Genomic DNA, 24,425 nt, shown 5'->3' with positions numbered 1-24,425 from the left:
TTATATTTTATAATGATTTTTGTTTTCTTCCCTAATTGCATTGCTTACCCATTGCTTACCCATTACGGATGGCATTAGCAATGAGTCCGTATTGCTATAGTAATGCTTGTGGGGAAAAGGGTTAGCAACCCGGATAACACAGCTAAAACGGATTTACACAGTTTTTTTATAAGTTATAAAATCATAAATCCGGTTGATCAGGTTAATTCAGCTATCTGCTTTCTATTTATGTATCGCCTTTTGGGGCTTTTAGGAAAAGGGAAAGTTAAAAAAGAAAGATGATTGTGTCTTCCATTTTCCGAGGGGCTAACGCCACCATCGCTATCATTATTTCGCCCTTTGGGGCTTTTAGGAAGAGGGAAAGTAAAATGAGAAGGTTGATTGTGTCTTCCATTTTCCGAGGAGCTAACGCCACCATTGCTATCATTGTGTCGCCCTTTGGGGCTTTTAAGAAGAAGGAAAGTTAAAAGAGAAGGTTAATTATGTCTTCCATTTTCCGAGGGGCTTACGCCACCATCGCTATCATTGTGTCGCTCTAAAGAGTTTTAATGTATCTAAACCCTCTAAACCTTCTCAACCCTCTAAACCTTATTTCCTGAGGGGTTTACGCCACCATCGCTATCATTATTTCGCCCTGACGGGTTTTAATGTATCTAAACCCTCTAAACCTTCTCAACCCTCTAAACCTTATTTCCCGAGGGGCTTACGCCTGTTAATCTATACCTATTATTTTTCTCAATTGTGCTATTTTTTGGGAAGCAAGAAGACGTGCTTTTTGGCTGCCCTCTTTTAGGGCATTCCAGATATCCTCTTGATGATTCATCCAGTAATAATAGCGTTCGCGAATAGGTTTAAGTTCAGCATTTATGACTTCAAAAAGTTCCTGTTTTGCCTGTCCCCAACCCAAGCCACCTTTTAGATAACGAGCTCTCATATTTTCTACCTGTTCGGGTGTGGCAAAATTTTTATAGAGCGCAAAAATATTTGAGGTATCGGGGTCTTTAGGTTCTTCAATTGTTTGGCTATTGGTTACAATGCTCATAATCAATTTTTTCAGTTCTTTTTCAGTGCAGAACATCGGAATGGTGTTATTGTAACTTTTGCTCATTTTGCGTCCATCCAGTCCTACAACGGTTTTTGTATCTTCCTGAGCTATCGGTTGCGGAATTTTTAGTGCTTGCGTTTTATACACATAGTTGAAGCTTTGAGCTATATCTTGTGCCATTTCTATATGCTGAAATTGATCTGTTCCCACAGGAACAAAATCCGTATCAAACAGCAAAATATCCGCAGCCATTAAAACCGGATAGGTAAAAAGACCCATATTCACTCCGTCATCAGGATCCTTATTTGCTTCCAGGTTGTTTTGCACCATTGCTTTATAGGCATGGGCACGATTCATTAAACCCTTGGGAGTAAATGCCATAAGGATCGTTAGCAGTTCAAATGTTTCCGGCACATCACTTTGGCGGTAAAATAGTGTATTTTTGGGGTCTAAACCGCAAGCTAACCAGGCAGAAGCAATTTCCACAGTCATTTTTTTCAGTTCTACAGGGTCTTTACAGGCATTTAAAGCATGGTAATCGGCAATAAAATAACGAGCTTCACAGGTCTCAGAAAGTTTTAAAGCGGGTTTTATGGCTCCCAGATAATTTCCAATGTGGGGAATGCCGGTTGGTTTAATTCCGGTTAAAGCTATTTTTTTCATTTAGTTATCCCTTTATTGCTCTTTATATTAGAGTGAAAAATGCTCATAACTTCGTTTCCGATAACATCTACAATTTCCACTTCCACGAGAGAATTATTATCGGCAGGAAGTTTATCTATATACACACAGCCGTCAATTTCAGGAGCTTGAAACCATAGGCGTCCTACATATTGTTCGCTATAGGGATCATAATCTTCTATTAAAGCCGATTGAATAGTTCCGACATATTTTTCCAGAAGTTGATTCCTTATTTGATAAAATTTATCTTCCCAAGCGAACATCAATTTTTTACTTTTTTTCCAGTCAAATTCATCGTAGATATTATCTTTCAGGTCTTTTGCTTCGGGAGAATAAGCAAATACACCTCCCTGCAGGAAAGGTATTTCGGAAAGAAATTTTTCCAGAAGTTCTAAATCCTCTTTTGTTTCATTCGGATAATCAACCATCAAAGTAGTGCGGAAAACTGCATTAGGGATTTCCTGTTGAATATGGAAAAAGAGTTCTTTCAGTTCCTGATAGCTTTTTCTTCTATTCATTGCCTTAATGATTTTGGGGCTCACTTGTTGAATAGGGACATCAAAATAAGGCAATAATTTAGGAAACTTTTTCCAGAGCTCTGTCCATTGCAGTTCAAAGTTATCCGGATGCAAATAGAGAATGCGAATCCAATCGTAATCTGTTTGGTTATGCAATGCCTCAATCAATTCGGGAAGGGCTTTTTTGCCATAAATATCGGTTCCGTAAGAACAGGTATCCTGAGCTATTAAAATAAGCTCTCTGCCATATTCCTGCATTGATTTTGCCTCTTCAATTAAGGTCTCAATCGGTTCGGAAACCTGTTTTCCTCTGATATAAGGAATCATACAATAGGAGCATTTATTATTGCAACCGTCTGCTATCCGCAAATATACATAATTGCCATCTTCCAAATGAACTCTTTGCGTGTAGGATAACCTTTTTGGGGTTTCCAGAGAAGGCAGAATATTTTCCCGCAGATAGTTTTCAAAAGCGGCAAAGTCCTTTAACGGAATCCAAGCATCCACTTCCGGATAATAATCTTTAAGTTGTTCATAACCACGATTCATTACACAGCCGGTAACAACTATTTTAGTAATATCCTTTTCCGTAGCATTGATAACATCCGCCAATAAACAATTCAGTTCTTCCAGAGCATTGAAGATAAAGGAACAGCTGTTAATCAATAATATATTTGCTTCTTCCCAAACATCAGTTCTTATCATTCCGTAGCTTTCCATAATGGCTACAAGGCGTTCGCTATCCACTAAATTTTTAGGACAGCCCAAGGAGACAATCGTATATTTTATCATTTAAGTAAGTGAATAAACAGTCCACTGCGTAATTTAGGTTCAAACCAAGTTGATTTGGGAGGCATAATTTCTCCTGCATCGGCAATTCCTATAAGTTCATCCATACTTGTAGGATACATAGCAAAAGCAACTTTTTCTCTTCCGCTGTCAACTCTTTTAACCAATTCACCCAGACCTCTGATTCCACCGATAAAATCAATTCTTTGATCGGTGCGCGGGTCATTGATACCTAAAATGGGTTGCAAAAGATTATTCTGTAAAATGGAAACATCCAGGTCTTCCACAATGTTTTTCTCGTTCCAGGTTCCCGGCTTGGGTTCTAAACGATACCATTTTCCCTCAAGATACATACTGATATTGTGTTTCTTTTGAGGAGCAAAGTTTTCTCCTTCAGGGATGGGGGTAACATTCCATTTTTCAGCTACTTTGGCTAAAAATTCGTCTTTGGTTAAGCCATTCAGGTCTTTAACCACTCGATTATAATCATAAATCTTCAATTGATTATCCGGAAAGATAACCGCCATAAAAAAGTTGAATTCTTCGTCGCCTGTGTAATCGGGAAACTGCTCGCGTCTTTTAAGTCCAACTTTTGCCGCGCTGGCAGTTCTGTGATGTCCATCTGCCACATACAAATTCGGTAAGGCGGCAAAGGCATTTTGAATGGTCTTTATATCTTCAGGATCATCCATCACCCAAAGTGTATGCTGAATACCGTCATCGCTTATAAAATCATATTCTGGCTGTTTATTAGCCATAACCTTAGCTACCGTTTCATCAATAATATTTTGATGACGATAGGTAAAAAACACAGGAGAAGGATGTGCATCACAGGCATCAATATGCCGAATGCGGTCTGCTTCTTTTTCTTCTCTTGTTAATTCATGCTTTTTGATAGTGCCATCCATATATTCATCTACGGAAGTAAGGCCTACCAAACCAATTTGAGCACGACCATCCATAACCTGTTTATAAATGTAATAAGCCGGTTTTGTATCCTGTTTCATATAGCCGTCGGAAACATATTTATAGAGGTTTTCTCTGGCTTTGGCATAAACAGCTGGATCGTATAAATCGGTTCCCAAGGGAAGATCAACTTCCGGTTTTTCTACATGGAGAAAGCTTAAAGGATTTTTTTGCACTTCTATGCGTGCTTCATCTGAATCCATAACATCATAAGGCATTGAAGCAATTGCCTTTGCTTTGTCCGGAATGGGACGCAGGGCTTTGAAGGGTTTGAAAGTAGACATTTATTTACTCCTTTATTTTTTAGTCGAGAGGTCGAGAGGTCTTGAGGTCTTGAGGTCGAGAGGTCGAGAGGTCGAGAGGTCTTGAGGTCTTGAGGTCGAGAGGTCTGAGGACATCGTTAAAATTTTGTTTGAGGGTTTTGTGTCTTTTGTGCTTTGATAAGACCTGTCAACATACTTCTTATCTGTCTAATTAACTCTTCAATTTGGTTAAAATCTTTAATGTAACCAAGTAGTTGAGCTAATGTAAATTGAGTATCCAGTTCTGAAAGTGAACCTTGTGCTATATATAAGAATTGGGTAAATTCTTTGGGGTTATTTCTACTTGAACCTTCTGCAATATTAGAAGGAATTGATACTGCACATCGTCTCATCTGTGAAGATAATCCATAAATTTCACTTTTAGGAAATGACTCTGTTATTTTATATACCTTCAAGACCAAATCAATTCCAATTTGCCAGACCTTTAGTTCTTTAAATCCGCTCATTTTTTCTCCTTCTTTTTTTATTTCTGACCTCTCGACCTCTTGACCTCTCGACCTCATTTATAATATTCCTCTAAAACTTTCACAAGGTATTTGTGGTCTTCAGTTCCACCTGTTTCCCGGATGGAATGCATTGCCCAAATTGGATTTCCGATATCAACTGTCTTCAACCCCAATTTTGAAGATAAAATAGGACCAATTGTAACTCCACTGGTGGCATCGCTACGCACTAAAAACTTTTGATAAGGAACTTTTGCCTTTTCACAAAGCTGAATAAAGCGATAGGAGCTTTCTGCGTCCGAGGCGTATCTGTTATAAGCATCAAACTTAATAACTGGTCCCTTATTCATCAGAGGAGCATAATCCGGCTCATATTTTTCGGCGAAAGAAGGATGCCAGGCATTTGCTACATCAGCACTAATAAAAAAGCTGTTGCGCAAAGCCAGGTAAAAATCTTCTCGGGAATCGCTTTGACTGAGGCAAATTCGTTCTAAAATTTCCTCCAGAAGTAAGGAATTTGCTCCCTGAGAGGTCTGCGAACCGATTTCTTCATTATCAAAAAAGATAGCTACTGCTGTTTTTTGAGGTTTCTCACATTTAAGAAGGGCGGAAAGAATAGAATGAGTCATAGCCAGGTTATCAAGACCTTGAGAAACAATCATTTCCTGTTTTAATCCCAATAAGTTCGGGGTTGTAAAATCATACAAATATAAGTCACTTTCGGCAATCTGTTCTACCTTAACCTTAAGTTCCTCCGCGATAAGAGAATAAAGTGGATTTGTGCCTGTAGAACTAACACTGAGTATAGCATTTAAATGGGTCTGTGGATTATAGGCAAACCCACTATTTACTTCCCGATTCAAATGTATAGCTACATTGGGAATAACGGCTACGGGCTTTTTTAAGTCCACATATTCCACTTTATAACCCTTTGCCGTTTTTACTATAATTTTTCCGGCAATTCCCAATTCGCGGTCTAACCAAGTGCTGATAATAGGTGAGCCATAAAGCTGAACCCCAATTTTAGTGATCCCTTTTTCGGTTTTCAAACTTTGGGGTTTGAGCTTTAGGCAGGGATAATCAATGTGGCTTCCGGCAAGGTTGAAACCTGTTTTAGCGATTTTTTCACTACCTGTTATAAAAGCAACAATAGTAGTTCCCTGATGACAGAGATAATATTTTTCGCCTCTCATAATCTTGAAAGGTTTATCTTCAGGAAGATAGATAAAACCTGCTTTTTCCAAACGCTTCCGAATTTCCAAACTGGCAAAAAAACTGCTTTTACTACCAGAGAGGAAAGCGAGTAAATCCTTAATTAAATTATCCATTATCTAAACTCCAATATTTATTTATTTTAAATGCCAGATTTTTAATCTCCGCTTTCGTGTCAAGAAGGGCAATTTGAGAAAAATTCCAAATTTGTCACCAACTTTCATTTTTGTCACCACCTATATAAGTGAAGGCAAGATTTCCGGAAACGCCTAAAACAAAAAACAAAGGAGAAACAAAATGAAAGTAAACTTCAAGTACGGAATCAAAACCTACTCCGGCACTATGGATGAAGTAACCTACGGCAGTTATCGTAAAAATACTATCTGCATAGGCCGTAAGTATGTAAAACCCCGTCTTACCGACCAAAATGCTTTAGTTGGCGGCAAGATGAAAAACCTGGCAATTATCTATAATGATGTTTCAGAGAGCTATAAACAAGAGCTGAAACAATATGCCCTTCTAAACGAGGTAAATGTTCCTAAAGGCAAATTGCTTCCAAATGCATACGCACTTTGGGTTAAAATGATGTTTAAGTTTGCCAAAGCTGATGCGGAACATATAGACCTCACTACCCTAACCTATTCCGATCTGCAGACCGTGGGAGATGAAATCCTTTCTATCTCTTCTGCCGTGGAAAATGGGTATATGGATAATGTTCCCGGTGCGGATAAACTGACCGCTAATATGTAAAGGAGGTAAATAATGAACGGTGATAATATCCTCATAAAAGAACTCGCTACCCGTATCAACAAATTGGTAAACATCCCTTTGATCAATGAGCAGAATGAACAGGCATTCTTTGAACTGATAATCTCTATCCTGCTCGGTATCTTCTTGGATGAAGTGGATAAACAGTTACTCAAGTAACATAAACTCCTAACCACCTGTAAAAGTGCCCCGGTTTTTGCCGGGGCTTTTTCTGTGCCCCTTTTATTTCCGGCTGCTGGCGTAAACCCTCCTCGGTAAAGGAAGTAGGTAAAAAAGGGAAAGAGGGAGAAGGAAGAATTATCAATAATAATCTGTGCCCGTGGCGGGAACTTAATTTTTCTCTGGGCTAACCGGAAAATAGAGGAGAGATAAAATTAAAGCTCGGCAAGAAGCATAAGCACCACTAAACTTGGGTCTGGAATTATAATAGGATAGGAGCTAAGAACTTCTTACTTACAAGGAGCTAATGCTAACTAATTTGCCAGGAGAATTCGTTCCTTCGGAAGATTTTCCTTGAACAAATTATAGGAGCTGAAATAATAGGTTTTAAGGAAAAATTAGGATGGAAGATGATGAGGATGGAATGCTGACAGGCAAACAATATCAGCTCTTAATTGCTAATTTATTGGCAGACGATAAAAGCAGTTATAGGGATAAATTCTATGGGGATTCCTGCTTGCGCAGGGATAACAAAGGGATTTTTAGGAAAAAATAATCTACAAAGGAGCCAAAGATGAAAGTTATGGAAGGAAAGCTTATTTCCAAGGGCTATAAATTTGCTCTTGTAGTCAGCCGTTTTAACGAATTTATCAGTTCCCGATTGCTGGAAGGAGCTTTAGATTGCCTCAGGCGTCACGAAGTAAACGATGAAGATATCAGCGTAATTTGGGTTCCCGGTGCTTTTGAAATTCCTCTGGTGGCAAAAGAAGCCGCATTAAAAAAGGATATTGATGCCGTAATCTGTTTGGGAGCAATAATTCGGGGTGCAACTCCCCACTTTGAATATATCAGTGCAGAAGTCACTAAAGGCATTGCTGCAGTCGGTTTGGAAACCCGCAAGCCGATTATTTACGGTATTTTAACAACGGATAGTATTGACCAGGCAATAGAACGCTCTGGAACTAAAGCCGGTAACAAGGGTTTTACGGCAGCCAGTTCTGCTTTGGAAATGCTTAATCTTTTAGCTGAAATGAAAAATGGGGCAAAGGCGTAAAGCACGCGAAATGGCTGTTCAGTGCCTTTATTCTCTGGAATTTTCAGAAGTGGAAAAGGACTATCGGGAATATGGTCTTTTGAATGAATATCCCGATATTCTGCTTTCTTTGGCAGAAGCGGAACATATTCAACCCAATTCCCCGGTCTATGCTTTTGCGGATGAACTGGTAAAAAACACGATTATCAATATTGAACAGGTGGAATCGGAAATTGATAAACTAAGCGACAATTGGGAGCTGGAAGATATTGCCCTGCTTGATCGCAGCATTTTATGCCTGGCTGCCTACGAACTTTTGTTTACAGATACTCCGGCACCAGTAGTAATTAATGAGGCAATTGAGATTGCCAAGAAATTCAGCAGTGAAGCATCCGGTAAATTCATCAACGGCATTCTGGATGCTTTAAACAAAGAAATAATTCAAAAGGGAAAACTAACAAATTAAACAATGGAAAAAATAAAATGTTCTGTCGGAATATTTGCCCATAACGAAGCCGGCAATATCATCCCTTTACTGGAAGCAATTGTAAATCAGGAATTGCGGGAGACCGAAATCAGCGAAATAATTGTTGTTTCCAGTGCCAGCACCGATGGAACAGACCAACTGGTAAGCTCTTTTGCCGAAACTCATAAAAATGTAAAGCTTCTCACTCAGCCAAAAAGGGAAGGCAAGTCCTCTGCCATTAATCTTTTTTTAGCCAATGCCCAAGAGGATATTGCCGTAATTATAAGTGCTGATGTTATTCCTGCCCAACAGACCATAGAGAAATTGGTTTCCGCTTTTAAAAATCCTGTAATTGGGGCTACGGGAGGTCGTCCTGTTCCGGTAAATGAGGAAAGTAATTATTTGGGTTATATAGTTCATCTTTTGTGGCGTTTACATCATCGGATGGCATTGATTTATCCCAAATTGGGAGAAATGATTGCCTTCCGTAAAGTGATGGATAGTATTCCTAAAGATAGTGCAGTTGACGAAGCCAGCATTGAAGCAATAATAAGAGAGAAGGGCTTGAAACTTAAATACATACCTTCTGCCATTATTAAAAACAAAGGAGCTGAAAATCTGGCAGACCATATAAAACAGCGGCGTCGTATTCAGAACGGTCATTTATGGCTGAAAGCGCATCAGCATTATAAAGTTGTTTCTCAGGATAGCGGTATTTTATTAAAAGTTGTTTTACAGGAGTTGAAAGAAAAGCCCCAGACCTTCTTTAAATTGGCGGGAGCTATTCTTTTGGAAGTTTACTGCCGTCTGCTTGGCAGTTGGGATTATTATGTGAAGGGGAAAAATCCCTTTGCCTGGGAAATAGCGCGCTCCACAAAGGACTTAAATCAACCGAAAAGGGAAAGAAAATAGAAATGATTTACCTCATATTTCGCATCATTGGTTTCTGGCTGATGAAAAACCTGGGTTTTCCTCATCTGATGCCAATGAATTATACAGTCAGTTTGCTCTACACTTGCAATTCGCGTTGTAATACCTGTAATATCTGGAAAAAGCAGGCAAAAAATTTAACCTTGGAAGAATATCAGAAAATTTTCAAAAATATAGGCAAATCGCCATACTGGATTACTTTCAGCGGAGGAGAACCATTTTTACGCAATGATATTGTAGATGTAGTAACCGCTATCTACAAAATCAGTCATCCCCGCATTATTAATATTCCCACAAACGGTATTTTGGTTCAAACCATTATAGAAAAAACGGATGCTATTGCCAGTGCCTGTCCTAAAGCTCAAATAATAGTTAATATTTCCATAGACGGCATAGAAGAACAGCACGATAAAATCCGCAATGTTCCCGGAAACTACAAAAAAGCAATTGCTACTTTTAACGGTTTGAAAGCCCTGAAACACAAAAACCTCAGCGTAGGCATTCACACTGTTATTTCCAAGTTCAATGTAGATAGTTTTCCCTCTATTGCCAATGAATTGATGCGTCTTAAGCCCGATAGCTACATTACTGAAATAGCGGAAGAAAGAGTGGAACTGGATACGATGGGAACAGATATAACTCCTTCCTTGGTTGCCTATAAAAGCGCTATTGATTATCTTATTCATAGAATCAAAAACAGTAAATTTAAAGGAATGAGCAAGGTTACTATGGCTTTTCGCATTGAATATTACAATCTGGTGAAAAGGATTATGCGTGATAAAAGGCAAATTATTCCCTGTTATTCAGGAGTTGCCTCTTGTCAGATTTCTCCGGATGGCGATATTTGGAGCTGTTGCATTAAAGCCAAGTCCTTGGGAAACCTGCGAAAAAATAACTATAACTTTCGTAAGATTTGGTTTTCTCCGCTTGCTGAAATGGAACGTCGTTCCATTCATAAAAAGAAGTGCTGGTGTCCTTTAGCCAATGCTGCCTACACCAATATGCTGTTACATCTGCCAACTCTTTTTCGTGTTTCCTGGCGCAGTTTTATTCATTGGTGGAGCTAAAAATGGTTTCTTTACAGAGTTTGCACTCCTCTCCTCCCCGTAGCGTATGTGAATATAAAGCATCCCGTGAAGGACGCTTTGCCTGGTTTTTGCTTACCTGGCATCCGGAGAAGGATTTTGTACTGGAAGAAATTGTTGCTGAAATCAAGCTGGAAATTCTTAATTTCAAAGTTGGCTCTCTTTCGCGTCTGGAAATTGAGAAATGGATGAAACAGTTCTTTGCCGATCTGCATTGGAAACTCTATGGACTATTGCATAAGACCGAACTGGCAGAAAAAGGTATTTCTCTCTTTTTTGGTATCCTCTATGATAACGAGCTTTATTTTGTTCAGTTTGGCAGAATATTTTGTCTTTTAACCGATAACAAAAAAATGAGACATATCGGAAGGGACTGGCATAATTATCAGGTTCAGTCATTGGACGGTTTACAACTGCTTGGTTTAAAGGACAGTGATCCTGTTATTAAGCCACAACGGGTGTATATTGGCAGTAATCAACGATTGATCGTTATTTCAGGGGAACTGGCACAAAAGATTTTTCCCAGTGTTGATGATCCTTCTGCCATAGAGACATTAATTGAGACCTACGCTACGGAGGATAATCCCCTTTGGCTGATTTTGGAAGGTAAAGAGGAATTGGTTAAAACAAAGCGCAGAAAGCTTTCTCGTTTGCAGGTAACCAGTATCATTCTTATTGTTTTAGCTTTGTTGGCTGCTCTGTATATGATGGTTGGAAATCGTATTCTTGATCAACTGGTGTATAAAATGCGTCTATCACTCAAAGAGGAAAAGACCTTACATTTGGAACAAATTCCTACCAATCTGAATATCAATAGCGAGAACCTGAAAAAATATATAGATAAACTGATAAATCTGCCCGCTCGCAATATTTCTTTCTCCATTGCCTGGAGCACAGAACTACCATATAATGTTAGTTTGTCACCTTCTTTTACATTAGGCACAATTTATCTGGTATCTCAAAACCGACTAAGCGCTTACGATAAGAAGTCCCGTCAGTTGCTCTGGACTAAAATGCTGGAGGATGATATTCGCTCTACAACAGTCCATCAGGGAATGCTGATCTTGTATCTGGCAAATCAGCAAATTATCGGTCTGAATGATGAGGGAAATATTCTCTGGCAACAGCATCTGCCTACAGAAAGCATAACCGGTGATCGGTTCATTCCCTGCATCATTAAAAACAGCGATGATCCACGTTTGGATAGAAGCATAATGGTTATTCCTTCCAAGAGGGGAATCAGCATTCTTGATCCGGTTCGGGGTGAAACCATTAGCAGTTTAACTTTTAAGCACGATTTGGATGCTCTCTCCGTTTATGACAGCTTTGCCAATTGTTTTTACGCGGTTGTAGGCAATGCTGTTTTATGTGTAGAATTAAAGATTGTGAATTAAGCTATGAAACGCTCTCTTATTTTTTTCTGCTTGTTACTTTGTCTGCCTTTTCTGGCAGTTGTAATTGATAATCCTGTTAAAATTGGTTTTGCTCGTTTGCAATATGACGGGGGAGGCGATTGGTACAACGATCCCGAAGTGCTTCCCAATCTGGCAAAATATGCCAATTTGGTTATGGGTGCAAGTTTTCCTATTGACCAAAGCGTAGTTAGAGCTTCCGATCCCAAGCTTTTTGATTATCCTTTTCTTTATTTAACCGGTCACGGGAATATCAGGTTTACGGATAAAGAAGTGGAAAACCTCAGAACCTGGATGCTCCGAGGCGGTTTTTTGTATGCCGATGATGATTATGGTATGGATGAGTCCTTCCGCAGAGAAATAAAACGCATTTTCCCGGAAAGAGAGCTTGTGGAATTAGACCCTTCTTTTCCCCTATTTTATGCCTTTTTTGATTTCAGTAGTGGACTTCCCAAAATTCATTTGCACGATGGCAAACCTCCCCAGGCATTTGGTATTTTTGGCGATAACGGACGCTTGATGTGTTTATATACTTATGAAACCAATATCAGTGACGGTTGGGCTGATCCTGAAACGCATAATGACCCACCCGAGATCAGGGAAAAAGCTCTTAAGTTCGGTGTAAATATTCTTTATTATGTAATGCACAAACAATGAAAATAATTGCTCTTTCCGATTGCCATTATAAGTTTCACTGCGCCAGCAATGCCGATAAAGAAAGCGCCGACAAACTAATCAGTTTTCTTAAAAGCATTCCGGGAAAATATGATTTAATGGTGCTTTCTGGGGATATTTTTGATTTCTGGCTGGAAGGAAAATTTACCGTAGTGAAACAATATTTTCCTGTCCTTTGTGCCTTATCCGCTATCAAAGAAAGTGGAACTCGCATAGTTTATATCAGTGGCAATCACGATTTCTGGTTCGGAAACTTTTTATCCGATTATATTGGTTGTGAAATTCATCCTGATGGCTTTACTCTTAATACCGACGGCAAAAAAATCCGTTTTGAACATGGCGATACCCGCACTTTTAACGATTTGCGTTATCAGCTTTACCGTAAAGTAATTCGCTGGAAAGCTGTCCATAAAATTGCCTCTTTCCTGCATCCTGATTTGGCTTTAACTATTGGTAGTCGCTTTTCCCGCACCAGCAGGCAAAGGAAAGATAACCAGGAACTTGTTGACAAAAAAAGCAAGGGCTTAAAAAATTACGCCAAATGGTTGATTGAACATAAAAAAGCCGATATTGTGGTTTTGGGACATAGTCACCAGCCCGTTTGGGAAACTATGGGAAACGGCTCTTACCTTAATTGCGGTGACTGGATAACCTATTATTCTTATGTGGAAATTGATGCAGGAAAACCAGCTCTGAAAGAGTATAATATTAAAAATGAACAAATATAACACAAAGGAGTATATTATGAGGCACTTAAACAAAAACATTATCCCGATCCTGGTTGTTTTAATGATGATTACAATCAGTGTCGGATGCCAAACAAAAACACCTTCCGGAGAAAAACCGGCGGAGCAATTGATGAAAGAGAAAGAAATTATTACTAACAAAACAAAAGTTGAAATGGAAACAAATTACGGCACTATTGAACTGGAACTTTGGGATGATCTTACTCCCAAAACCGTTCAGAATTTTGTAAAACTTGCCAGATCCGGATATTATGACGGTTTATACTTCCATCGCGTTATTCCGGATTTTATGATTCAGGGTGGATGCCCCAATACGAGAGATAAAGACCGCAGCAATGATGGACGCGGCGGTCCAGGTTATACTTTTGAAGATGAATGTTATAGGGATGGAGAAGAAATTACCGGTAAAATAGATACCAATCAGAAAGCTGAAGCTGTCTGGAATAAAATTATTGTGCCACACATTCAAAATAATCGTACTCCCAATGCGGAAATTGCCGCTATTGCTAAAGAATGTCAATCAGCACATAGTTTAGAGCCCGTAATGAAATATGATCTCAAGTTCTATCAGGAAAAAACCGGAATTATGGATAAGGTCTATGTGCAGGAATTAATTGCTCCGGTGGACTATGGGACGATTTGTATGGCAAATTCAGGTCCCAATACTAATGGAAGTCAGTTCTTTATCGTCACTAAAAAAGATGGAGCTCACTGGCTGGATGGTCAGCATACCGTTTTCGGCAGAGTTACTAAAGGAATGGAGGTGGCTCATAAAATTGAGAACCTGCCTCGTGATAAAAACGATAACCCCAACCCCGAAAATCAGGCAATTATTACCCGTATTTCTTTTCCCAAATAATAAAGAACTAAAATGAGCCGCGCCAACGAATCCGCTTTGCAACAAGAAATTATGGCTTGGATAAAACAAAATCAGTATGTTTATCTGGCTACTGTAGATAAAAACCGACCCAGAGTTCGTCCCGTTGTCCTATTTATCTACGATGACCGCTTTTTTGTTACTACCTTCAGCGGAGATTCCAAGGTGAGCCAAATTCAAAACAATAAAAATATAGAGGTCTGTATTCCGCTTTACGAAGATGGCCAAACCGGCTATATTCGCCTAAGTGGAACTGCCTCTATTGTCCATAATGCAACGCTCAAAGCTGAAGCATCTGAGCGTTGCTTCTTTTTTGATGACTATTTTTCCGGCTATGATGACCCCGATTATACTCTTATAGAATTGGATTTTGACTATGCAGAATACCTAAGACCCGGAGAAAGCTATAGCCAAGGGTGCAATCTGAAACGCTACTGAAAATGAAGAATGAATTCCCAAGGAAACCTGGTTGAAAATGAGGATTGATAAGGGTTGAGAGGGTTTAGAGGGTTGAGAGGGTTTAGAGGATTGAGAGGGTTTAGAAGATTTAGAGGATTTAGAAGGTTTAGAAGGTTGAGAGGGTTGAGAGGGTTTAGAGGGTTGAGATGCTCTCTACCCTCTGCCCTCAGCTCTTAGCCCTATGCCAAAAAGCTCTTCAGGGCGACACAATAATAGCGATGGGTGCGTAAGCCCCTCGGGAAATGTAAACCCCGAGTTCCTTTTTTCCGAAAGAATTCCACAGGAACGACAAGTATTCAAGATTTTCATTTCAATAAGAAAATAAAATCTTATAATAATAGTATTTAATTATGGAGTTACCGAATCCCGATTAGCCAAAAGGGAAGAACATTATCATTTACCGCACTCCTGTTAACTGCTTCGCCTTTAATTTATTATCTTTTTCAGCTTGCTTCATCTTCTTATAACAAAGTAACAACCAAGTAACAATTCCGTAACGAGACAACGGAAGTGTTACGGAAGTGTTACGGAGTCGTTACAGAATTTACTATATATCAAGCAAATAACTATCAAGATTTATTAGCTCTGGGAGGAATGGGATGAAAAAGATTTTCAGGATATTTATACTGGGAAACAGTGGAAAAAGATAGATGGTTGTTTCTTATTTTTTACGAGGGGCTTACACCACCATCGCTATGATTGTGTCGGAGCTGTCCCGATACAACGATAACGATGGGTGCGTAAACCACTCGGATAAAGAAGGTAAAGATTTTCCCTTTATTCCAAATCCAATCAGAAAATATTTCTAAGCGTTCCTTGCTTCAAACCCAACATCAACCCAACCTTTAGGATGGGTAGATGCTGAGTGGAGGATGGGGTAGATGATGGGTTGTAAGTAAGTAAGTAAGTTCCTATTGCTGTGCAGGGTTAAACTTGTAGCTATAAACTCAAATAATGGTGTCCAAATCAATCGGATTTGCCTTCCAACCTGAAATAGATTAAAATATATTATAAATAGGAAAAAAGGAGATATGATGAACGGAATGGTATTTTTCAAAACAAGGGAATTGGGTCTGATAAGGAATTTTTACGCTTCTCTGCTGGCACTTCCTGTCTGGTTAGAACAGGATTCCTGTGTAATTTTTAAAGCCGGTAATCAATTACTTGGTTTCTGCACAGGCGAAAGTAGTGAAATTTGCGGCACAATTACCTTCTTTTTTGACGGTAGAGAACAAGTTGATAGCGCTTATACCAAGCTGAAAAATATAGCTAAAACAGCGCCGCAGGAAAATCCGGCATTTAAAATTTATCATTTTTGGGCAACTGATCCTGAAGGCAGGACTTTGGAATTTCAGTGTTTTGAACAGCAATTGGAGCCCTATCTTACTTTGGATGAGGGCTTAAAAACCCGCCGCAGTATTCGCCAATACACTTCGGAACCGGTTTCGGATGAGCTTTTAAACAAGGTTTTTGAACTTTGTCGCTATTCTCCAACTGCCTGCAATCTGCAAGGTTATTACTATGTAGTGATTAAGAATAGAGAAATTTTAGAAAAGATTGTCGCCCTGCGTGGTCCTTCCGGTAAGCCGATTTTAGCTTCTCCTTTTGCTATTGCCGTTGCCTCTCAAGGTGATATCTCTCATCGGAAAATTCAGGATGCCTGTATTGCTGCTTACCATTTATTGCTTTCTGCAAAAGCTTATGGCTTGGGAACTTGCTGGGTTACCGATATGGATAAAGATGAAATTAAAGACCTTCTTGGCATTCCCCATCAGGATTATATTGCCTGTTTAACTCCGATTGGCTACCCGGCAGAACATTTTCCTGTTCCGGAAAGGCACCAGGTTAGTGATTTTGTGAGGTATCTATGAAACCGATATTATTTTTAACTCGCCGTATTCCAGAACCCGCAATAAAGCGTTTGGAGGAAAAATTTACTCTGAAAATCAATCCTTATAACCGCGCTTTAACTCATCAGGAACTGATTGAAGGAGTGAAAGATGCTGAGGCACTTATTTGTTTATTAACCGATAATATAGATAAAGAAGTTATCTCCGCGGCTCCAAAATTGAAAGTTATTTCCTCTTACGCAGTTGGCTACAACAATATTGAAGTGGAATATGCCACTCAACTCGGAATTGCTGTCTGTAATACACCGGGCGTTTTAACAGAAACCACTGCCGATCTTACTTGGGCTCTTATTTTGGCAACCTGCAGAAGAATTTCGGAAAGTGAGCGTTTCTTGCGCAAGGGAAACTTTAAAGGTTGGGAACCAATGCTGATGTTAGGACTTGATGTTTACGGCAAAACACTCGGGATAATAGGAATGGGAAGAATTGGTCAGGCAGTTGCCAAACGCGCTACCGGTTTTGCAATGCGGATTATCTATTATAATGATGTTTCCGTTTCCAATACTTTGCCTTTTGAAACAACGGAAACGGATTTGCAAACACTGCTGAAAGAAGCGGATATCATTACCCTGCACCTGCCCTTAACAAAAGAGACATTTCACCTTATCGGCAAAGAGGAATTTGCCTTAATGAAAGAAAATGCTGTGCTCATAAACACTTCCAGAGGAGCAGTTATTGATGAAAAAGAACTGATTAAAGCGCTTTCTGAAAAACGCATTTTTTCCGCAGGACTGGATGTTTACGAAAATGAACCCGATATCCCCCAGGAACTTTTGGCTTTGGAAAATGTGGTTTTACTACCTCATATCGGCTCTGCCAGCATTGAAACCAGAACCAAAATGGCACTTTTGGCGGCAGAAAATGCCATTGCCGTTATGAAAGGAAGAAAACCACCGGCTCAAGTAAATTAAGTGACACGGAATTGACTAACTACCCGGATTAATATAAATTGCATATTTATATCGGAACTTGCAATAGAAAAATTATAAAAAAAATGATTAAAACTTGACAAAAGAGGAGGGTGATTTATTATATAATATATAAAGTTAATGAGGTTAGAAGATGTGAGGAAAATATGCAGGACACGATGCAAAAGACCAATATAGGGATATTCAGCGGCCTCTCTGAAGAAGTAGTGGAAGAACTGACTAAAGATTTGGAGCGGATTAAATTTAAGAAAGGAGAGTCAATAATCACAGAACATTCCCTCAGCGATAATCTCTTTTTCATCTCTAAGGGCAAGGTGGAAATAGATAAGGACTTAAGCAATCCCGACATACCTTTCACTCAGCTCTCAACCTTGGAAGCGGGAGATTTTTTTGGCGAGATGGGTATTATTGAAGATAGTACCCGTTCTGCCAGTGTTGTAGCTACAGAAGATGTAGAGCTAATGGTTATTCCCCGGGAGGCATTTAGTGATATGCTCTTTGCTTATCCGATAATAATGTTGAATTTAACTAAGGTAATTTCCAGTCGCTTGCGTAATACTAATGAAAGATTTGTAGAACTGATGGATGAAATGCTGAAAAAGAACCGTTTAATGGCTATTGGATTGGCAGCCAGCAAAATTATTCACGATATTAAAACCCCCTTAACAGTTATTGTGCTAACGGCACAGTTGCTGGAGAATATTTTTCCCGAAAGCGCTGAATTTACGGATAACATTGTTAAACAGACAAAACTGATAGACCAGCTGGTGCATGAAATTTTGGATTTTGCCAGAGGAACAGAAAGTCCTCCCCTGATTCAGAAAGTTAATTTGGATAGCTTTTTACGGGAGGTAAGTGAACTTTATTCCGCTTCTTTTAAAGAACGCAAGATCATTTTTGTAGTGGAAAACAAGGTTAATGATTGTGTCTATTTTGATGAAGGGAAAATTCGCAGGGTCTTAATAAACCTCATTAAAAATGCCTTGGAAGCCATTCCTGAAGCAGGTGAAATCAAGATTATCAGCAGTGTTTCTTCCGGGTGGTTACAGATTTCGGTAATTGATAACGGACCAGGTGTTTCCCGAAAAGTGAAGGAAGAATTATTTCAGCCCTTCGTTACAGATGGTAAAACACAGGGAACGGGTTTAGGTTTGGCTATTTGTAAAAAACTTGTTCAGGAGCATTATGGGCGTTTGGAATATATTCCTGTAGAACCACATGGCAGTAGATTTGATATTCGTATTCCGCAGAGCACTAAATAATTGCTTGTCAAAAACAGAGCCCTCTTTTTTGTGGTTTTTATTATAAGAAAAAACGGGAAGTGAATTATGTCCAAAGTATGTGATATATGTGGAAAAACAGCTCAGGTAGGTAATCATCGCAGTCATGCTTTAAATGCTACCAAGCGCAGGTTTTATCCTAATTTGCACGAAATTCGTGTTGCCATTGATGGCGGAACTAAGAAAATTAAGGTTTGCAGTTCTTGCCTGAAAGCCAATAAAGTCCGCAAAGCCGTATAATAACAATCGGTTTTTTAGCTTATAATCAAGCAGAGAAATATGTTTATCGGGAATCGCGGTTTTGCCGGATTCCCGATTTTTGGGTTAATAAAGGCATAACTAAAGCACTAAATAACTATCTAACCAATAAACTTTTATGGGGGTTTAATGTTAATTGAGGCAATCCAAAACGAGGTAGAAAAAAGTTCTGCTGTATTGGGTAATGTGCGTTCTGAAATTGCCAGAGTGATAGTTGGCCAACAGGAAATTATAGACCGCTTGCTGATTGGAATTATAGCAAATGGTCACATTTTGATTGAAGGTGTTCCAGGTTTGGCAAAGACCCTGATTATTTCATCGCTGGCATCCGTTTTTGATGCTTCCTATTCCCGCATTCAGTTTACTCCGGATTTGTTGCCTGCAGATATAACAGGCACAATGATATACAATCCTAAAAGCGGGGATTTTAGCGTGAAAAAAGGTCCTGTCTTTGCCAATTTCATCTTAGCGGATGAAATTAACAGAGCTCCTTCCAAAGTGCAATCGGCTCTTTTGGAAGCAATGCAGGAACGGCAGGTTACTTTAGGGGATAACACTTTTCCTTTGCCCAATCCGTTTTTTGTGATGGCAACTCAAAATCCTATTGAGCAGGAAGGAACTTATCCGCTTCCGGAAGCGCAGATAGACCGGTTTTTTATGAAGCTGAAGATTAAATATCCTGCCTACGATGAAGAAAGGCAAATCCTGGAAAGAATGGTTAATGAACAGCCCATTCCCTTGCAGAAAGTGCTAAGTCCCAAAGATATTGAAGAAATGAGGGAAGTGATGCATAAGGTGTATATGGAAGAAAAGTTGAAAGATTATATTTTACAGCTTGTCAACTCAACCCGCCATCCGGAACGCTATCCGCGTTTAAACGATTTGAAGGGTCTGATTGAATTTGGTGCTTCTCCCCGAGCTACAATTTTCCTGGCAAGAGCTGCTAAAACGAATGCTTACATTTCAGGTAGGGCTTATGTAATTCCCGATGACATAAAAATGATAGCAAAAGATGTTTTAAGGCATCGCATTATTCTTACCTACGAAGCTGAAGCCGAAGAAATTACCAGCGAAGATATCATCAATCGCATTCTGGACGAAATAGAAGTTCCATAAAATATAGGGGATTATGTTTACCCAAAGCGTTTCTGATATCCTGAAAAAGATTCGCAGGATAGAAATTCGCACTCGCAATCCTGTTGCGGAAATATTCAGAGGAGAATATCACAGTCGGTTCAAAGGTCAGGGTTTGGAATTTTCTGAGGTGCGTGAATATCAACCGGGAGATAATTACAGAGATATTGACTGGAATGTTTCTGCGCGTTTGGGACAACTTTACATTAAAAAATATCGGGAAACCAGAGAGTTGAGGGTGGTTTTTTTAGTAGATGTTAGTGCTTCACAGGAATTTGGCACTCGCAGTATGATTAAAAGAGAAAGGATTGCAGAACTGGTTGCAGCTTTGGCTTTTTCAGCCGTTGCTAATCAGGATTTGGCAGGTCTTATCCTTTTTTCGGACAGAGTGGAAAAGTTTCTGCCACCCCGTAAGGGACGGAATAACGCTTTGGCAATCCTCAGAGAAGTTCTCTATTATGAACCCAAAAGCAAAAAGACCTCTTTGCAGGTTGCCTGTGAATATGCCCATAAAATGCTGAAAAAACGCTGTATTCTGTTTATTATTTCGGATTGGATAGATTCTGGTTATGAACATTCCCTCAAAATTCTGGCTACCAAGAATGATGTAATTGCTATAAGAGTTTTGGATGATAGCGAACTGGAACTTCCCCGGGCAGGCATTTTATCTTTGCAAGACCCGGAAACAGGAGAGGAAGTTTGGATAAACAGTTCCGATCCTAAACTGCGTAAAGCATATCAAGAAATAGTAAATAAAGAACAGAAGGACTTGGAAGAATTCTTTCGTAAATGCAATTGTGACTATCTGCTTATCCGCACTTCCGAGTCCTATATCAATTCCTTAAGAAAGTTCTTCACTTTAAGGGAAAGGAGAAGATGAAAAGAATAAAAGTAATTGTGTCTTTTCTGTTTTTATTGTTTCCCTTATTTATCCGGGCTGAATTAAGTCAGGAACTTCAGGGTGCGGATAGTTTAAAAGTAGGCACTCCTTTTCTCTTTAAAATTACTACCGATTTTGCCATAAAAGGTGTTTCCATACCCGATACATTAGAGGATTTTGCTATTCTGGAAAGTAAGCGGGATGAAAAAAATCCCCGTTGTTGGATAATAAAAATAGTTCCTTTAAATACAGGTGCTTTATCTTTTCCCCGGATAGAAATACAACCTGTTGACAGTAGTGTAACTCCTGTTTACACAGATGGCTTCAGAATTTATGTGCTTTCCGTTTTAGCGGAAGGAGATACTCTTTTACGGGATATTAAGCCCCTGAAAAAATATCCCCTGCAACAGCCATTCTGGGTTTATCTATTGCTGATTTTGCTTGCCTTGGCAGGGGGAATTTATCTTTGGTTGAAGCGACCGGAAAAACCCAAACGGGAATATATTGCTCAACCGGTGATTAGAGAACCGGTTTTACCTGCCTGGGAAAAGGCATTAAAAGCATTGGATGAACTTATAGCAGAGAATTTACCTGCGAAAGGAGAAACGGTTTTATACCATTTCCGCCTATCTAATATTTTGCGTGCTTTTTTGGAAGAGACCTATCGTTTTCCCGCTCTGGAGATGACAGGAAGGGAAATTGCAGTTAGTTTAAACCGGAGAAATATTCCCAAAGCACAGGAAATAAGGAACTTTATTAATTATTGTGATTTGGTTAAGTTTGCCAAGCGTGAACCTTCTGCCGGTGAAATTGAAGAAAACACATTATGGTTGAGGAACTATCTGCTAAGTTTCAGTGAACAAACTCAGGAAACGGAAAATGCTTAAATTCGGTCATCCCTGGTTGCTTTTACTTTTATTGGTAATACCATTATACCTTATTTGGGAATTTGTCTTTCAAAAGAAGCGGCGTCTTTATTTACCTCATTCGCGGGTAAAACAGCTACGCTATCTATCACGCAGTCAATATCCTTACCGTTATTTGTATCCTGTTTTGCGTTCTTTCATCTTGTTATTTTTATGTATTGCGGTAGCGCAACCGCGTTGGGGAATAAAAACCCGGGATTTAAGTAATAAAGGTGTGGATATTGTAATGGCTATAGATATCAGTGGTTCAATGTTAGCAATGGATTTTGCTCCTAAAAATCGTTTAAGTGCAGCTGTAAGTGTAGCCAAGGATTTTGTGAAAAGGCGTCCCAATGATAGATTTGGCTTAGTGGCTTTTTCGGAATATGCTTTAACGCAGGTTCCGCTAACTTTTGACCATTTGGCAATGCTAAATTCCCTGGATAAGTTAAAAGTGAATGAAGAGGCATCGGCAACAGCTATCGGAATGGGTTTGGCAAAAGCGGTAGCCCGTTTGAAAAATAGTACTGCCAAAAGCAAAGTGATTATTTTGATTACCGATGGAGTTAGCAATACCGGAGAAATAGACCCTTTAACCGCGGCTGGAATGGCTAAGGAATTGGGAATAAAAGTTTATCCTATTGGAGTAGGAAGTAAAGGTTTAGTTCCGTTTCCTTATTCTGACCCTATTTTTGGCACGCGTTATATTAATACCTATATTGATCTTGATATGGAGACCTTGAATAAAATAGCAGAGACCACGGGAACGGGGAAAGCGGCATTAGCAACCGATGCTAAAGGTCTTGCAGATATTATGAATGAAATTGACCGTCTGGAAAAGACCCTTTTTACAACTCAATTTCGCTATAATTACAGTGAGCAGTTTATGCCTTTTTTGTGGCTGGCTTTTGCCTTTTTAGTGCTTGAACTGCTGTTAAAAATATTTATTTTACCTGTGTTGCCGGAACAGTTATGAATATTGCCAATCCTTCTTATCTGGCACTTTTAGCGTTATGCTTGGTATTTCTGCTGTTGCTAATCGGAAGGGAAAGAAAATTAAAGCGGCGTTTTGCCAAATATGCCGAATTACATTTAAGGGAGCATTATTATCATTCCCATTCTCCTTTTTGGACGGGTTTCAAGCTTTTTCTTTCTATTTTGGCTTTAAGTTGTATCATAATAGCGCTGGCAAGACCTCAATGGGATTATGAAAACAAGGAATTACAAAGTAGTGGAATGGATATTATTTTTGCCCTTGATGTTTCTAAAAGTATGGATGCTACGGATATGATGCCCAGTAGATTGTTGCGTGCTATTTTACAGATTGGCAGTTTTTTAGAGCAGGTTAAGACCGACCGGATTGGAATTATTGCTTTTGCCGGAACGGCAACTTTGCAATGTCCCTTAACAGATGACTATGAAGCAGTTAGAATTGTGCTAAATGGCTTGAACAGTAATACTGTAGAAATTCCCGGAACCGATATTGGAAGTGCTTTGCGTTTGGCAGAAAATGCCTTTCCCGAGGGCTCAAAATCCAAAACCCTTGTTTTGATTTCGGATGGGGAAGACCTTCAGCATTCTGCTCTCAGAGAAGCAAGAATCCTAAAAACAAAAGGCATCCGGGTCTATACTATGGGGGTTGGTAGCCCTGAAGGAACAATTATTCGTCATCCGGAAACCGGTGAAGAAGTGAAAAGTAAACTGGATGAGGCAACCCTTCAAGAAATTGCCCGGATAACGGAAGGTGAATATTATCGTGTAACTCCTGGCGGAGAAGAAATTCAGCTGATTTTGAAACGCATCTATGAAAGCGAAAGCACTCGCAGAGGAAAGAAAGTAACCATTTTAAAGGAACAATATTACCTCTTTGGCATTTTGGCGATTATCTTATTAATGATAGAAAGTTTTATAGACCCCCGTAAACGAAAACGCGGCATTATGGCTGCGGAGAAAAGCAATGAGCACTAAAACAAGGCGTAACATCATAATAATTATAGCGGTTATTCTGGCTTTGCTGATTCTGGAATTGATTTTCCGACCCAAGGTAGTGCGTCAAGCATTTGCAGAGCCATTTTACAGGGCAAAAAAATATCCCCAAGCAGAAAACCTATTCCGTAAAAATTCTACTAAAAACGATGCTCCCGCTAATGCCAATCTGGCAAAATGTTTATATCGGCAAAACCGTTTTGCGGAAGCGGATTCAGCTGCCACAATTGCCTTAAATAGCGCCAAAGATAAAAAGGATATTCTTTACGATCGCGGCAATATTGCCTATAAACAACAGGATTATAGTAAAGCTCTGAGGGATTATAAAGAAGCACTATTATTAAATCCTGAAGATGATGATTTACGGGCAAATTATGAGCTTACTTTACGTAAAATGAATAAACAACCCCCTCCAGCGGTTGGATTACAACAGAATAAGGACGATAAGAAAAAGGAAGCAATCCGTAATATTCTGGAAGGATTGGATAATAAAGAAAGTACGGACAGACAGCAACTGCGCTCTAAACAAAGCTTAAAAACGGATAAATGGTGGTAA

Annotated in this window: 27 protein-coding genes; 22 read left to right on the top strand and 5 right to left on the bottom strand. The window is 39.3% G+C overall.

Features of this window, described 5'->3' with window-relative positions:
- Positions 1-712: 712 nt before the first annotated feature.
- The 5 genes from CLOAM_RS06765 to CLOAM_RS06745 all read right to left on the bottom strand — a co-directional run bounded on the left by CLOAM_RS06765 (position 713) and on the right by CLOAM_RS06745 (position 6,093).
- Positions 713-1,708: a tryptophan--tRNA ligase gene (locus tag CLOAM_RS06765; protein WP_015425142.1), complete on the bottom strand. Its 996-nt coding sequence runs from the start codon at positions 1,706-1,708 to the stop codon at positions 713-715.
- Positions 1,705-3,036, bottom strand: a complete 1,332-nt coding sequence (locus CLOAM_RS06760) for a MiaB/RimO family radical SAM methylthiotransferase (RefSeq protein ID WP_015425141.1) — start codon at positions 3,034-3,036, stop codon at positions 1,705-1,707. The genes CLOAM_RS06765 and CLOAM_RS06760 overlap by 4 nt, the downstream gene beginning before the upstream one ends.
- On the bottom strand, positions 3,033-4,283 hold the full coding sequence (locus CLOAM_RS06755) for a DUF1015 domain-containing protein (RefSeq protein WP_015425140.1): 1,251 nt from the start codon (positions 4,281-4,283) through the stop codon (positions 3,033-3,035). The genes CLOAM_RS06760 and CLOAM_RS06755 overlap by 4 nt, the downstream gene beginning before the upstream one ends.
- Positions 4,284-4,399: 116 nt before the next feature.
- The gene (locus tag CLOAM_RS06750; RefSeq protein WP_044279251.1) at positions 4,400-4,768 is read right to left on the bottom strand and encodes a four helix bundle protein; all 369 of its coding nucleotides are present in this window, start codon (positions 4,766-4,768) and stop codon (positions 4,400-4,402) included.
- A gap of 53 nt (positions 4,769-4,821) precedes the next feature.
- Complete coding sequence (locus CLOAM_RS06745) at positions 4,822-6,093, bottom strand: M18 family aminopeptidase (protein WP_015425138.1); 1,272 nt, start codon at positions 6,091-6,093, stop codon at positions 4,822-4,824.
- A gap of 181 nt (positions 6,094-6,274) precedes the next feature.
- Between CLOAM_RS06745 and CLOAM_RS06740 the strand changes: the two genes are divergently transcribed.
- From CLOAM_RS06740 to CLOAM_RS06645, 22 genes are all read left to right on the top strand, one after another.
- Complete coding sequence (locus CLOAM_RS06740; protein WP_015425136.1) at positions 6,275-6,727, top strand: hypothetical protein; 453 nt, start codon at positions 6,275-6,277, stop codon at positions 6,725-6,727.
- 12 nt (positions 6,728-6,739) lie between these two features.
- Positions 6,740-6,904, top strand: coding sequence for a hypothetical protein (locus CLOAM_RS09835; protein WP_015425135.1), 165 nt, complete (start codon positions 6,740-6,742; stop codon positions 6,902-6,904).
- 403 nt (positions 6,905-7,307) lie between these two features.
- Positions 7,308-7,460: a hypothetical protein gene (locus CLOAM_RS09830; RefSeq protein ID WP_173307539.1), complete on the top strand. Its 153-nt coding sequence runs from the start codon at positions 7,308-7,310 to the stop codon at positions 7,458-7,460.
- Positions 7,461-7,478: 18 nt separating this feature from the next.
- The gene (gene ribH / locus CLOAM_RS06735; RefSeq protein ID WP_015425133.1) at positions 7,479-7,958 is read left to right on the top strand and encodes a 6,7-dimethyl-8-ribityllumazine synthase; all 480 of its coding nucleotides are present in this window, start codon (positions 7,479-7,481) and stop codon (positions 7,956-7,958) included.
- A complete protein-coding gene (nusB, locus tag CLOAM_RS06730; RefSeq protein WP_015425132.1) occupies positions 7,942-8,403 on the top strand; it encodes a transcription antitermination factor NusB in 462 nt (153 codons plus the stop codon). Before ribH ends, nusB begins: the two co-directional genes overlap by 17 nt.
- A gap of 3 nt (positions 8,404-8,406) precedes the next feature.
- On the top strand, positions 8,407-9,315 hold the full coding sequence (locus tag CLOAM_RS06725) for a glycosyltransferase (protein ID WP_015425131.1): 909 nt from the start codon (positions 8,407-8,409) through the stop codon (positions 9,313-9,315).
- Between the two features lie 2 nt (positions 9,316-9,317).
- Entirely contained in the window at positions 9,318-10,400 is a 1,083-nt protein-coding gene (locus CLOAM_RS06720) for a radical SAM protein (protein ID WP_157860021.1), read from the top strand.
- Positions 10,401-10,402: 2 nt separating this feature from the next.
- Entirely contained in the window at positions 10,403-11,812 is a 1,410-nt protein-coding gene (locus CLOAM_RS06715; RefSeq protein ID WP_044279034.1) for an outer membrane protein assembly factor BamB family protein, read from the top strand.
- Between the two features lie 3 nt (positions 11,813-11,815).
- The gene (locus tag CLOAM_RS06710) at positions 11,816-12,487 is read left to right on the top strand and encodes a DUF4159 domain-containing protein (protein WP_015425128.1); all 672 of its coding nucleotides are present in this window, start codon (positions 11,816-11,818) and stop codon (positions 12,485-12,487) included.
- On the top strand, positions 12,484-13,233 hold the full coding sequence (locus CLOAM_RS06705; protein ID WP_015425127.1) for a UDP-2,3-diacylglucosamine diphosphatase: 750 nt from the start codon (positions 12,484-12,486) through the stop codon (positions 13,231-13,233). Before CLOAM_RS06710 ends, CLOAM_RS06705 begins: the two co-directional genes overlap by 4 nt.
- Positions 13,234-13,249: 16 nt before the next feature.
- On the top strand, positions 13,250-14,110 hold the full coding sequence (locus CLOAM_RS06700) for a peptidylprolyl isomerase (RefSeq protein ID WP_044279033.1): 861 nt from the start codon (positions 13,250-13,252) through the stop codon (positions 14,108-14,110).
- Positions 14,111-14,122: 12 nt separating this feature from the next.
- On the top strand, positions 14,123-14,566 hold the full coding sequence (locus CLOAM_RS06695) for a pyridoxamine 5'-phosphate oxidase family protein (RefSeq protein WP_015425125.1): 444 nt from the start codon (positions 14,123-14,125) through the stop codon (positions 14,564-14,566).
- Between the two features lie 1,052 nt (positions 14,567-15,618).
- The gene (locus tag CLOAM_RS06690) at positions 15,619-16,458 is read left to right on the top strand and encodes a nitroreductase family protein (protein WP_015425124.1); all 840 of its coding nucleotides are present in this window, start codon (positions 15,619-15,621) and stop codon (positions 16,456-16,458) included.
- Positions 16,455-17,408 carry a 2-hydroxyacid dehydrogenase gene (locus tag CLOAM_RS06685; protein WP_015425123.1) on the top strand — a complete coding sequence of 318 codons (954 nt, stop codon included), beginning with the start codon at positions 16,455-16,457 and terminating at the stop codon, positions 17,406-17,408. Before CLOAM_RS06690 ends, CLOAM_RS06685 begins: the two co-directional genes overlap by 4 nt.
- Positions 17,409-17,518: 110 nt before the next feature.
- Positions 17,519-18,688, top strand: coding sequence for an ATP-binding protein (locus tag CLOAM_RS06680; protein WP_015425122.1), 1,170 nt, complete (start codon positions 17,519-17,521; stop codon positions 18,686-18,688).
- A 66-nt stretch (positions 18,689-18,754) separates the two neighbouring features.
- A complete protein-coding gene (rpmB, locus tag CLOAM_RS06675) occupies positions 18,755-18,946 on the top strand; it encodes a 50S ribosomal protein L28 (RefSeq protein WP_015425121.1) in 192 nt (63 codons plus the stop codon).
- A gap of 147 nt (positions 18,947-19,093) precedes the next feature.
- Positions 19,094-20,080, top strand: coding sequence for an AAA family ATPase (locus CLOAM_RS06670; RefSeq protein WP_015425120.1), 987 nt, complete (start codon positions 19,094-19,096; stop codon positions 20,078-20,080).
- A gap of 13 nt (positions 20,081-20,093) precedes the next feature.
- The gene (locus CLOAM_RS06665) at positions 20,094-20,978 is read left to right on the top strand and encodes a DUF58 domain-containing protein (RefSeq protein WP_015425119.1); all 885 of its coding nucleotides are present in this window, start codon (positions 20,094-20,096) and stop codon (positions 20,976-20,978) included.
- Positions 20,975-21,865 carry a hypothetical protein gene (locus tag CLOAM_RS06660; protein ID WP_015425118.1) on the top strand — a complete coding sequence of 297 codons (891 nt, stop codon included), beginning with the start codon at positions 20,975-20,977 and terminating at the stop codon, positions 21,863-21,865. The genes CLOAM_RS06665 and CLOAM_RS06660 overlap by 4 nt, the downstream gene beginning before the upstream one ends.
- Positions 21,858-22,859 (top strand): VWA domain-containing protein, encoded by a 1,002-nt coding sequence (locus CLOAM_RS06655; protein ID WP_044279031.1) that lies wholly within the window; start codon positions 21,858-21,860, stop codon positions 22,857-22,859. The genes CLOAM_RS06660 and CLOAM_RS06655 overlap by 8 nt, the downstream gene beginning before the upstream one ends.
- Positions 22,856-23,851 carry a vWA domain-containing protein gene (locus CLOAM_RS06650; RefSeq protein ID WP_015425116.1) on the top strand — a complete coding sequence of 332 codons (996 nt, stop codon included), beginning with the start codon at positions 22,856-22,858 and terminating at the stop codon, positions 23,849-23,851. The genes CLOAM_RS06655 and CLOAM_RS06650 overlap by 4 nt, the downstream gene beginning before the upstream one ends.
- Positions 23,841-24,425, top strand: a complete 585-nt coding sequence (locus CLOAM_RS06645; RefSeq protein WP_015425115.1) for a tetratricopeptide repeat protein — start codon at positions 23,841-23,843, stop codon at positions 24,423-24,425. Before CLOAM_RS06650 ends, CLOAM_RS06645 begins: the two co-directional genes overlap by 11 nt.

It is taken from the genome of Candidatus Cloacimonas acidaminovorans str. Evry (assembly GCF_000146065.2).
Lineage (GTDB): Bacteria > Cloacimonadota > Cloacimonadia > Cloacimonadales > Cloacimonadaceae > Cloacimonas > Cloacimonas acidaminivorans.
This window is presented reverse-complemented; position numbering and strand designations above follow the sequence as displayed.

What these genes read in the sequence shown, in the direction of transcription:
- CLOAM_RS06765 (WP_015425142.1), bottom strand. Translation starts at nt 1,708, where the DNA reads ATGAAAAAAATAGCTTTAACCGGAATTAAACCAACCGGCATTCCCCAC.
- CLOAM_RS06760 (WP_015425141.1), bottom strand. Translation starts at nt 3,036, where the DNA reads ATGATAAAATATACGATTGTCTCCTTGGGCTGTCCTAAAAATTTAGTG.
- CLOAM_RS06755 (WP_015425140.1), bottom strand. Translation starts at nt 4,283, where the DNA reads ATGTCTACTTTCAAACCCTTCAAAGCCCTGCGTCCCATTCCGGACAAA.
- CLOAM_RS06750 (WP_044279251.1), bottom strand. Translation starts at nt 4,768, where the DNA reads ATGAGCGGATTTAAAGAACTAAAGGTCTGGCAAATTGGAATTGATTTG.
- CLOAM_RS06745 (WP_015425138.1), bottom strand. Translation starts at nt 6,093, where the DNA reads ATGGATAATTTAATTAAGGATTTACTCGCTTTCCTCTCTGGTAGTAAA.
- CLOAM_RS06740 (WP_015425136.1), top strand. Translation starts at nt 6,275, where the DNA reads ATGAAAGTAAACTTCAAGTACGGAATCAAAACCTACTCCGGCACTATG.
- CLOAM_RS09835 (WP_015425135.1), top strand. Translation starts at nt 6,740, where the DNA reads ATGAACGGTGATAATATCCTCATAAAAGAACTCGCTACCCGTATCAAC.
- CLOAM_RS09830 (WP_173307539.1), top strand. Translation starts at nt 7,308, where the DNA reads ATGGAAGATGATGAGGATGGAATGCTGACAGGCAAACAATATCAGCTC.
- ribH (WP_015425133.1), top strand. Translation starts at nt 7,479, where the DNA reads ATGAAAGTTATGGAAGGAAAGCTTATTTCCAAGGGCTATAAATTTGCT.
- nusB (WP_015425132.1), top strand. Translation starts at nt 7,942, where the DNA reads ATGGGGCAAAGGCGTAAAGCACGCGAAATGGCTGTTCAGTGCCTTTAT.
- CLOAM_RS06725 (WP_015425131.1), top strand. Translation starts at nt 8,407, where the DNA reads ATGGAAAAAATAAAATGTTCTGTCGGAATATTTGCCCATAACGAAGCC.
- CLOAM_RS06720 (WP_157860021.1), top strand. Translation starts at nt 9,318, where the DNA reads ATGATTTACCTCATATTTCGCATCATTGGTTTCTGGCTGATGAAAAAC.
- CLOAM_RS06715 (WP_044279034.1), top strand. Translation starts at nt 10,403, where the DNA reads ATGGTTTCTTTACAGAGTTTGCACTCCTCTCCTCCCCGTAGCGTATGT.
- CLOAM_RS06710 (WP_015425128.1), top strand. Translation starts at nt 11,816, where the DNA reads ATGAAACGCTCTCTTATTTTTTTCTGCTTGTTACTTTGTCTGCCTTTT.
- CLOAM_RS06705 (WP_015425127.1), top strand. Translation starts at nt 12,484, where the DNA reads ATGAAAATAATTGCTCTTTCCGATTGCCATTATAAGTTTCACTGCGCC.
- CLOAM_RS06700 (WP_044279033.1), top strand. Translation starts at nt 13,250, where the DNA reads ATGAGGCACTTAAACAAAAACATTATCCCGATCCTGGTTGTTTTAATG.
- CLOAM_RS06695 (WP_015425125.1), top strand. Translation starts at nt 14,123, where the DNA reads ATGAGCCGCGCCAACGAATCCGCTTTGCAACAAGAAATTATGGCTTGG.
- CLOAM_RS06690 (WP_015425124.1), top strand. Translation starts at nt 15,619, where the DNA reads ATGATGAACGGAATGGTATTTTTCAAAACAAGGGAATTGGGTCTGATA.
- CLOAM_RS06685 (WP_015425123.1), top strand. Translation starts at nt 16,455, where the DNA reads ATGAAACCGATATTATTTTTAACTCGCCGTATTCCAGAACCCGCAATA.
- rpmB (WP_015425121.1), top strand. Translation starts at nt 18,755, where the DNA reads ATGTCCAAAGTATGTGATATATGTGGAAAAACAGCTCAGGTAGGTAAT.
- CLOAM_RS06670 (WP_015425120.1), top strand. Translation starts at nt 19,094, where the DNA reads ATGTTAATTGAGGCAATCCAAAACGAGGTAGAAAAAAGTTCTGCTGTA.
- CLOAM_RS06665 (WP_015425119.1), top strand. Translation starts at nt 20,094, where the DNA reads ATGTTTACCCAAAGCGTTTCTGATATCCTGAAAAAGATTCGCAGGATA.
- CLOAM_RS06660 (WP_015425118.1), top strand. Translation starts at nt 20,975, where the DNA reads ATGAAAAGAATAAAAGTAATTGTGTCTTTTCTGTTTTTATTGTTTCCC.
- CLOAM_RS06655 (WP_044279031.1), top strand. Translation starts at nt 21,858, where the DNA reads ATGCTTAAATTCGGTCATCCCTGGTTGCTTTTACTTTTATTGGTAATA.
- CLOAM_RS06650 (WP_015425116.1), top strand. Translation starts at nt 22,856, where the DNA reads ATGAATATTGCCAATCCTTCTTATCTGGCACTTTTAGCGTTATGCTTG.
- CLOAM_RS06645 (WP_015425115.1), top strand. Translation starts at nt 23,841, where the DNA reads ATGAGCACTAAAACAAGGCGTAACATCATAATAATTATAGCGGTTATT.